The following is a 4,787-nucleotide window of genomic DNA, read 5'->3' on the forward strand; positions in this document are numbered from 1 at the left end:
CCCAGCGGTAGCTGGGGGAGCAAGATCCGAAAGAGACGACCTAGCCGTTTCGGCCGGTCCGCCGACGGGGTACCGACAAGTCGTCGGGAAAACGTTGCGCCGGTGCGGGCTCGCGTGATGACATGGTGGCGAGCGCTGGTTAGGTCTACCTAAGTGCAGCGCCCCGGGGTCTCAGGAGGCAGCCATGTCGGCAGCAGGAGCAGAGCGAGCGCCCGTCGTGTCCATGCGGGCCCTGCTCGCGGCGGGCGTGGCCGCCACCGCGGTGTCCACGCCGCCCGCGCGCTCGGAGCCGGGCCCGCCGGACCCCGAGGCCGAGGGCGCGGCGGACACGGAACAGGCCGCCTCCGCGGAGCCGGAAGCGGCCTGACGCGCGGAGGGGGAAGCGGCCCGACGCCTACGAGACCCCGCGCGCGGTCCTCCGTACGGGTGAAAAATCTGCCCGGCAGGGCGGCATGCGTCCCTCGCCCTACGGGACGACGACGACCTTCGAGTTGTACAGCGCGAAGGCCCACATGGCGTCGCCGTCCGCGCGCGACATCCGGATGCCGCCCGTCTTCTTCCCCGGGTCCGGCTGCGGCAGGGCGCCGTCCACACGGGCGCTGAAGCCGATGCCGATGCCCTCGGTGCTGCTGGCGAACCGGACGACGTGCTCGATCGGCACCCCGTCCGAGCCGGTGACCGTGCCCGCCCGCGAGTTGACGAGGTAGGTGCCGGGCGCCGGGTGCACCGTGCTCGGCACCACCGTGAACGTCTTCGGCTCCTTGCCGTCCTCCGTGACCAGCCACACCCGCTTCTGGGACACCGAGTACACGACCCGCTGCCCGCTCCCCGACTCGGCCGGCAGCGTCGCCGGCTTCGCCGGGCCCTGCTGCGCCGGAGCCGGGTTCTGCGGGTTCGCCGGGGCCTGCGCGGCCGGCTTCGCGGGAGCGGTCGCATGGGCCTGGTAGCCGAGGAAGCCGATCGCGGCGATCGCCGCGGCGGTGAGCCCGGCCACGATTCCCGAGCTGCTGCTTGCCACCTTGCTCCTACCTCTCCGCGCCCGCGCGTACTGGTTCCCGTACCGGTTCCTGCCGGCGTCGCCGCGCGCCGCGGCTCCGCAGCCGCTCCGGCGCCACGTCGTACTCCCGGTCGAAAGGTAGCAGCCGGGCCCCGCTCCGACCGGCCGCAAGGCCCGGCCGCCGGGGAGTCGTAGGCTGTTCGCGTGCTCTTGCTCGCCGTAGATACCGCCACGCCCGCCGTCACCGTCGCCCTGCACGACGGGGAGTCCGTCCTGGCCCAGTCCCACCAGGTCGACGCCCGCCGCCACGGGGAGCTCCTGCTGCCCTCCGTGGACCGCGTCCTCGCCGAGGCCGGGGTGAAGCTCGAAGCCCTCACCGGCATCGTCGTCGGCGTCGGCCCCGGCCCCTACACCGGGCTGCGCGTCGGCCTGGTCACCGCCTCCACCTTCGCCTCCGTCCTCGGCATCCCCGTGCACGGCCTGTGCACCCTCGACGGGCTCGCCTACGCCGCGGGCACCGCCGGGATCGAAGGCCCCTTCACCGTCGCCACCGACGCGCGGCGCAAGGAGGTCTACTGGGCGCGCTACGAGGACCCCCGCACCCGCGTCGGAGAGCCCGCCGTGGACCGCCCGGCCGACATCGCCGAGCAGGTCGCCGGCCTCCCGGCGGTCGGCCAGGGCGCCCGGCTGTACCCGGAGGTCTTCACCGACGCCCGCGACCCCGAGCACCAGTCGGCCGCCGCCCTGGCCGCCCTGGCCGCCGAACGCCTCGCGGCGGGGGGCCCGTTCGAGAACGCCGACGGCGTCCCGCCGGCCCCGCTCTACCTGCGCCGCCCCGACGCCCAGGTGCCGAAGAACTACAAGGTGGTCACCCCGCAGTGACGGCCCCGACCGCAGTGCTCCGCGAGATGCGCTGGTGGGACATCGCACCGGTGCTGGAACTGGAGCACGAGCTCTTCCCCGAGGACGCCTGGTCCGCCGGGATGTTCTGGTCCGAACTCGCCCACGCGCGCGGCCCGCACGCCAGCCGCCGCTACGTCGTCGCCGAGCTCCCTCCTGACAGCGGCTCCGCCGCGGGCTCCTCCGGCCGCCTGGTCGGCTACGCGGGCCTCGCGGCCTCCGGCGACCTGGGCGACGTGCAGACCATCGCGGCCGCCAAGGACCAGTGGGGCACCGGACTCGGCGCCCGGCTGCTCACCGAGCTGCTGCGCGCCGCGACCGACTTCGAGTGCGCGGAGGTGCTGCTGGAGGTCCGGGTCGACAACACCCGCGCCCAGCGGCTCTACGAGCGCTTCGGCTTCGAGCCGATCGGCTTCCGGCGGGGCTACTACCAGCCGGGGAACGTCGACGCGCTGGTGATGCGTCTGACGGACCCGGCCCGGACGGCCGAACCGGCCGCCTCCGCCACCTCGACCCCCGAGAACCCCGAGACTCCCGAGACCCCCGAACACCCTGAGAGCAGTGAGACCCATGGCTGACGAACCGCTCGTCCTCGGCATCGAGACCTCCTGCGACGAGACCGGCGTCGGCATCGTCCGCGGCACCGCCCTGCTCGCCGACGCGGTCGCCTCCAGCGTCGACGAGCACGCCCGCTTCGGCGGGGTCGTGCCCGAGGTCGCCTCCCGGGCCCACCTCGAAGCGATGGTCCCGACCATCGAGCGCGCCCTGAAGGAAGCCGGTGTGACCGCCCGCGACCTCGACGGCATCGCCGTCACCGCCGGCCCCGGCCTCGCGGGCGCCCTGCTCGTCGGCGTCTCGGCGGCCAAGGCCTACGCGTACGCGCTGGGCAAGCCGCTCTACGGCGTCAACCACCTCGCCTCCCACATCTGCGTCGACCAGCTGGAGCACGGCCCGCTGCCCGAGCCGACCATGGCCCTGCTGGTCTCCGGCGGCCACTCCTCGCTGCTCCTCGCCCCGGACATCACCAGCGATGTCCGCCCGCTCGGCGCGACCATCGACGACGCGGCCGGCGAGGCCTTCGACAAGATCGCCCGCGTGCTCCAGCTGGGCTTCCCCGGCGGGCCGGTCATCGACCGGCTGGCCAAGGAGGGCGACCCCACCGCCATCAACTTCCCGCGCGGACTGACCGGCTCCCGCGACCCGGCGTACGACTTCTCCTTCTCCGGCCTCAAGACGGCCGTGGCCCGCTGGATCGAGGCGAAGCGGAACGCGGGCGAGGAGGTGCCGGTGCGCGACGTGGCGGCCTCCTTCCAGGAGGCCGTGGTGGACGTGCTCACGCGCAAGGCGATCCGCGCGTGCAAGGACGAGGGCGTGGACCACCTGATGATCGGCGGCGGTGTGGCGGCCAACTCCCGGCTGCGCTCGCTGGCGCAGGAGCGGTGCGACGACGCGGGGATCATCCTGCGCGTACCGCGGCCCAAGCTGTGCACGGACAACGGCGCGATGGTCGCGGCCCTGGGCGCGGAGATGGTCAAGCGGAACCGCCCTGCCTCGGACTGGGACCTGTCGGCGGACTCCTCCCTCCCGGTGACGGACCCCCACGTCCCGGGCACGTCCCACGACCACGACCACGAGCACGGCCACGGTGGCCACTCCCACTCCCACGACCACGTGCACGAGCTCAGCAAGGACAACCTGTACTCGTGAACACCGTCGTCGCGCTGATGTGGGAGGCCCGGGCCGTCGAGGGCCGGGGCAACGAACTGCTGGAGTGGGCGCGCTCCCAGGTCCTGGCCCGGGAGCCGCTGCGCCGCGAGGTGCTGCGCGCCGCGCAGGACCGGGTACTCGTGATCACCTGGTGGGAGGTCCCCCAGGGCGGCCCGGCGGCGGAACTGCCCGAGCTGCCGGAGCCCGCGGCGGACCTGATCACCCGGGCGGTCCACCGCTGGCGGTTCGAATCCGTCGAGGTCACGCACGGCGGCTGAGCGGGGGTCGAGGAGCGCTGCGGTGAAGCTCCACGGGGCGCCGCTAGGGTCATGCGCATGTCTAGCCGCCGTGACCTGCCGCCCCCGCCGCCGCCCGCGCACCTGCGCGAGTGGCTGGACGAGGCCGTCGTACGGGCCGACCGCGCGCGCTTCCTCGCGGACCTGAGCCGCCGCAGCCTGGGCCTGGGGCGGCTGGCGCTGCTGTGGGTGCTGACGGCGGTCTTCGCGGTGGGCTGGACCTTCCTGAGCATGGCCGTGCTGACCTTCGAGTCCGCGGCCGGGCCGGAACGCCTCTTCGGGGCCGTCTTGCTGGTGCCGGCCGGCCGCCACTTCGTACGGGGCGCCCGGCAGGAACGCCGGGTGCACCGGCTCCTGTGCGCCTGGGCCGTCGCGGACCGCGGCCCCGGAGCGGACACGGGGCTGCGCGCACCGGTCCGGAGCCTGGTGTGGCTGGTGGCCTCACTGGCCCTGGGCGCCCTCGGCCTCTGGACGGCCTTCACCGCGGCGGCGGGCGCCGGGCCGGACACGGACTCGGTCGGGTGGATCGCGTACTTCATGGGCCTCGGCCTGATCCTGTGGATCACCGCCCTCCTGGGCCTGGCCAAGGCCGCCACCCACTACAGCTGGTCCCTCCGCGCCCGCGCGGCACACCCGAAGCCCACCCACCAGCCCCACTCCCGCCCGGCGAACTCCCGCCTCGCCGGCGTGTGAGACGGGTCTGTGTTTGGTCACCGGGACCGGCCGAACTCCGGCCTCCGCCGGGGTGTGAGACAGGTCTGCCCTTCGCCACCGGGGCTGGCCAAACTCCAGCCTCCGTCGGCGTGTGAGACGGGTCTGTCCTTGGCCCCCGGGGCCGGTCAAAAACCAGCCCCGCCTGGGGGCCCCTCCCAGCGGTAGCTGGGGGA

The 4,787-nt window shown here is 74.2% G+C and carries 7 protein-coding genes; 6 read left to right on the forward strand and 1 reads right to left on the reverse strand.

Features of this window, described 5'->3' with window-relative positions; genetic code table 11:
* Positions 1–184 precede the first annotated feature (184 nt).
* Positions 185–367 (forward strand): hypothetical protein, encoded by a 183-nt coding sequence (locus VR44_RS43695; RefSeq protein ID WP_107072488.1) that lies wholly within the window; start codon positions 185–187, stop codon positions 365–367.
* A 99-nt stretch (positions 368–466) separates the two neighbouring features.
* Here VR44_RS43695 and VR44_RS00505 read toward each other — a convergent pair whose 3' ends face one another.
* Positions 467–1,018 carry a hypothetical protein gene (locus VR44_RS00505; RefSeq protein ID WP_094191333.1) on the reverse strand — a complete coding sequence of 184 codons (552 nt, stop codon included), beginning with the start codon at positions 1,016–1,018 and terminating at the stop codon, positions 467–469.
* A gap of 183 nt (positions 1,019–1,201) precedes the next feature.
* On the opposite strand from VR44_RS00505, the gene tsaB reads away from it, so the two are divergent.
* The 5 genes from tsaB to VR44_RS00530 are packed head-to-tail and all read left to right on the forward strand — an operon-like array spanning position 1,202 to position 4,593.
* Entirely contained in the window at positions 1,202–1,879 is a 678-nt protein-coding gene (gene tsaB / locus VR44_RS00510) for a tRNA (adenosine(37)-N6)-threonylcarbamoyltransferase complex dimerization subunit type 1 TsaB (protein WP_045945313.1), read from the forward strand.
* The gene (gene rimI / locus VR44_RS00515) at positions 1,876–2,475 is read left to right on the forward strand and encodes a ribosomal protein S18-alanine N-acetyltransferase (RefSeq protein WP_045945314.1); all 600 of its coding nucleotides are present in this window, start codon (positions 1,876–1,878) and stop codon (positions 2,473–2,475) included. The genes tsaB and rimI overlap by 4 nt, the downstream gene beginning before the upstream one ends.
* On the forward strand, positions 2,468–3,604 hold the full coding sequence (gene tsaD, locus VR44_RS00520; RefSeq protein WP_045945315.1) for a tRNA (adenosine(37)-N6)-threonylcarbamoyltransferase complex transferase subunit TsaD: 1,137 nt from the start codon (positions 2,468–2,470) through the stop codon (positions 3,602–3,604). The genes rimI and tsaD overlap by 8 nt, the downstream gene beginning before the upstream one ends.
* A gap of 17 nt (positions 3,605–3,621) precedes the next feature.
* Positions 3,622–3,882 (forward strand): hypothetical protein, encoded by a 261-nt coding sequence (locus tag VR44_RS00525; protein WP_045945316.1) that lies wholly within the window; start codon positions 3,622–3,624, stop codon positions 3,880–3,882.
* A gap of 57 nt (positions 3,883–3,939) precedes the next feature.
* Complete coding sequence (locus tag VR44_RS00530) at positions 3,940–4,593, forward strand: hypothetical protein (RefSeq protein WP_045945317.1); 654 nt, start codon at positions 3,940–3,942, stop codon at positions 4,591–4,593.
* Positions 4,594–4,787: the final 194 nt, after the last annotated feature.

This window comes from Streptomyces katrae (assembly GCF_000966975.1).
Lineage (GTDB): Bacteria > Actinomycetota > Actinomycetes > Streptomycetales > Streptomycetaceae > Streptomyces > Streptomyces katrae.

Coding starts and splice junctions, on each gene's coding strand:
- VR44_RS00530 (WP_045945317.1), top strand. CDS start 3,940: ATGTCTAGCCGCCGTGACCTGCCGCCCCCGCCGCCGCCCGCGCACCTG.
- VR44_RS00525 (WP_045945316.1), top strand. CDS start 3,622: ATGTGGGAGGCCCGGGCCGTCGAGGGCCGGGGCAACGAACTGCTGGAG.
- tsaD (WP_045945315.1), top strand. CDS start 2,468: ATGGCTGACGAACCGCTCGTCCTCGGCATCGAGACCTCCTGCGACGAG.
- VR44_RS43695 (WP_107072488.1), top strand. CDS start 185: ATGTCGGCAGCAGGAGCAGAGCGAGCGCCCGTCGTGTCCATGCGGGCC.